The 3,218-nt window shown below is 37.5% G+C and carries 3 protein-coding genes and 1 pseudogene; 2 read left to right on the plus strand and 2 right to left on the minus strand.

Going from position 1 to position 3,218, the window contains the following annotated elements; translation table 11 throughout:
* Window positions 1-278, minus strand: a pseudogene (locus tag UC75_RS22445) (nucleotide exchange factor GrpE); the annotation flags it as partial.
* A 162-nt stretch (window positions 279-440) separates the two neighbouring features.
* Entirely contained in the window at window positions 441-1,334 is an 894-nt protein-coding gene (locus tag UC75_RS18260; protein WP_049838397.1) for a LysR family transcriptional regulator, read from the minus strand.
* 107 nt (window positions 1,335-1,441) lie between these two features.
* On the opposite strand from UC75_RS18260, the gene UC75_RS18265 reads away from it, so the two are divergent.
* Window positions 1,442-2,308: an MBL fold metallo-hydrolase gene (locus tag UC75_RS18265; protein ID WP_049838398.1), complete on the plus strand. Its 867-nt coding sequence runs from the start codon at window positions 1,442-1,444 to the stop codon at window positions 2,306-2,308.
* Between the two features lie 392 nt (window positions 2,309-2,700).
* The gene (locus tag UC75_RS18270; RefSeq protein ID WP_000733015.1) at window positions 2,701-2,931 is read left to right on the plus strand and encodes a hypothetical protein; all 231 of its coding nucleotides are present in this window, start codon (window positions 2,701-2,703) and stop codon (window positions 2,929-2,931) included.
* The last annotated feature ends 287 nt before the right edge of the window (window positions 2,932-3,218 follow it).

The following is a 3,218-nucleotide window of genomic DNA, read 5'->3' on the forward strand; positions in this document are numbered from 1 at the left end:
TCAAGTAATTCTTTGGCAAATTTTTCAAGCACAGTTTCTTTATGCTTATCAGACTCACGTTGAATACGCTCTACACTTTTTTGTGCTTCGTAAACAGCATTTGCTGTACGTGCCTTTTCAAGTTTCAGGCTTTCTTCTAATTTGGTGATTTGCGCTTGTAAAGATTCAACGGTAACGTCGTTTGCTTGCTCTACACCTTCAGCCTGAGTTTGCTCATTAGATTGCTCTGCTTGCTCGTGTTGAATGTCTTGAGCTTGCTCGTTTTGCTCATTAGCCATTGATGATCTCCGTTTAAATGGGTTTTTAAACATGTACAGTCCTTTTGGCATCAGCATTTACTGGGTAAAACCTGAACTGCCATGCATATGCTGTAATTCATTAATAGGGATGAAGTATGGGCATTGCCTAAAAATTCAAGCGTACACGGCAATTTAAAACTTTTAATTTTGCGGTTTTAAGTAAAAATCTAAATTTTCGATCATAAAAGCAATAAATTCCTGCGTTATTTTGGGTAAATGTTGTCTCGATGCATATACCACTGACAAACTTAATTCCGGAGCTGAAAAGTTTTTAAATAAAGGAACTAATCTTTTTTCTTTTAAATCTTTTTTAACTAATAGTGAAGGCAACATTGCCACACCTTGGGCATGTAAACACATATCATAAACAGCATTTACATCATTACTTTTAAAGGTCACGTTTAAAGGGTAATTCTGCGGTTGCTGCTCTTCATCAAAAAGTGTCCAAAATTGATGTTGGCTGTGGTGAGCTAAACATTCATGTTGAATAAGTTGCCTTGGATGGGAGAGGGGGCTGTGCTGCTTTAAATAATCAGGATGAGCACAGAAAACGGACTCGATTTGGCAAACAGGTCGTGCAATTAAACCATCGGCAACTTTTTGCGTTATACGTAAAGCTAAATCGACCTGAGCATCAATTAAGTCCATCGTATTTTCAGTCAGATATACATCAAATTGAATATGTGGATGTTGCTGTTTAAATTGGCGAATACATTCTCCAACCCCTAATTGAAATAAAAACAAACCGCAGGTAAAGCGAATCGTACCGTTATGTTGTTCGGGTGCTGCCAGCTCTTGTAGAAGTTGCTGTTGTTGTAAAATATTTTCGCAGTAGAGGAGGGCTTTTTCACCTGCTGGTGTGAGTGATATTTTTCGTGTATTTCTTTGAAATAGTCGAGTTGAGAATGTGTGTTCAAGATGCTCAAGATAACGAGAAACCATCGCGCGGGAATAATTCAGGTGTTCTGCGGCTTTGGTTAAATTGCCATGCTGAGCAATAGAAACAAAGACTTGTATGGCTTTTAATGTGTCCATATGCATTATCATTATTACAATATATGCAACAGTTTATCTTAATTTAGTGCATTTACCTTACAGGAATTGCAATTTAAAGTATTTCTCATGAAATTGGAGAATACATAATGAAATTTTTTAAATTAACTGCTTCAGCCCTAGCAACTACCGTAGCTTTGACAATGGCTTCCTCAGCTTTTGCACAAGATCTAAAAATCCAAAGTTTTCTGGCTAAACCCGAACATTTTGGCGTGACTTCTACTTTAATTGAAGGCGATAAAGAAGTTCTATTGGTCAATGCGCAATTCTCAAAATCTGAAGCATTACGTATTGCTGCCGATATTCTCGATAGCGGTAAAACACTCAAAACAATTTTTGTAAGCTATGGCGATCCAGACTATTACTTTGGCTTAGACGTATTTAAACAATACTTCCCAAATGTACAAATCATCGCAACACCGGAAACTGTTAAACATATTCAAGATACTCAAGCGCTCAAAGTGAAGTATTGGGGTCCACAAATGGGTGCAAATGCGCCTAGCCAAATTATTGTGCCTCAAGCTTATACTGCTAAAACTTTAAAGCTAGAGAATGAGTCAATCGAGATTAAAGGTAAGAAAGAACTCACTTATTTATGGATTCCTTCTTCTAAGGCAGTAGTAGGTGGTATTCCGGTATCTTCAGGCATTCATTTATGGATGGCAGATACACCAAAAGTTAAAGACCGCAATGAAGTAATTCAAACGCTAGAAAACATTAAAGCACTCCAACCTCAGACGGTTGTTCCTGCCCATATGGTTGAGGGAGCTCCACAAGGTTTGGATGCGGTTAACTTTTCGATCGACTATCTCAAGAGCTATGAGAAAGCCGTTAAAGTAAGTAAAAATGCGAGTGAGCTAAGTCAGCTCATGCAAAAACAATATCCAACATTAAAAAGTGTGGATAGCCTAGAGCTGGGTGCAAAAGTTGTAAAAGGCGAGATGCAGTGGCCGTAATTTAAATCGAAATATCGTAAATTTTTAGAGAAGCCGTGGTTTAAACCCGGCTTTTTTTAATGGGAAGAGGAATTTTTAAGCAAAAAACCTCTGTAACATTCTACGCATCTTATATAGCGTTTCTATAAAGAGAATTTTTTTGAGTAGAGCGAAAGGCTCAGATAAAAATTAAAAATTGATAAAATTAAACAAAAGCTTAAGTTGCTAGTTTTATATAAAAGATAGAGCTAAGAGTAAGGAAGCGAATTTAATAAAAAATTGCACAATTTGTACTTCTATTACTACAAAAGACAACCAATGATACGCACGCCAGAAAAAAAAATTGTGAATTATAGGCAGCGCGAAGATGATCTTTGCATTTAAGTGTTTGTCGTAATGAAAGGAAAGCGATTATGAAAAAATTAGGTCTTATCTCTGTAGTACTTGCTGGTGTTGCTTTTACAGCTGTTGGTTGTGCATCTGAAGCTGGTTTAAACGCATCAGGTTCTGCTCAAACAAGTGCTAGCCCATCTGGCGTACAAGCTGGTGTAGGTGTTGATGCGGGCGTTTCTGGCCAAGCACAACCAGGTCAAGTTGATGCTGGCGCTTCTGGTTCTGTTTCAGGTTCTGCAACAGCTCAGTAATTCTTAGTGATAAGAATAGTTAAAAGATTATAGAGTCATATATTTAAGATGCCGATTTATGTATGAAGTGAGCTGCTACTCATTACTCTATAATTAAGAGAGTTTAGAATTCTCAAAAAAGCCCCAAAAGACGTAGCTTATTGGGGCTTTTTATATAGTAATGAATTTAGTCATCATGACGAGAATCTCGACGATTATGGTCACGATCTTCTACCCGTTTTTTATCCCACTCGTGGCGTCTTTTATCGTCATCCCGGCGTTTCTTATCTTCGTCATGGCGTCTTTTA

The organism is Acinetobacter sp. V2 (genome assembly GCF_001188385.1).
In the GTDB taxonomy this organism is placed as follows: Bacteria; Pseudomonadota; Gammaproteobacteria; order Pseudomonadales; family Moraxellaceae; genus Acinetobacter; species Acinetobacter oleivorans.

What these genes read in the sequence shown, in the direction of transcription:
- UC75_RS18260 (WP_049838397.1), bottom strand. Translation starts at nt 1,334, where the DNA reads ATGGACACATTAAAAGCCATACAAGTCTTTGTTTCTATTGCTCAGCAT.
- UC75_RS18265 (WP_049838398.1), top strand. Translation starts at nt 1,442, where the DNA reads ATGAAATTTTTTAAATTAACTGCTTCAGCCCTAGCAACTACCGTAGCT.
- UC75_RS18270 (WP_000733015.1), top strand. Translation starts at nt 2,701, where the DNA reads ATGAAAAAATTAGGTCTTATCTCTGTAGTACTTGCTGGTGTTGCTTTT.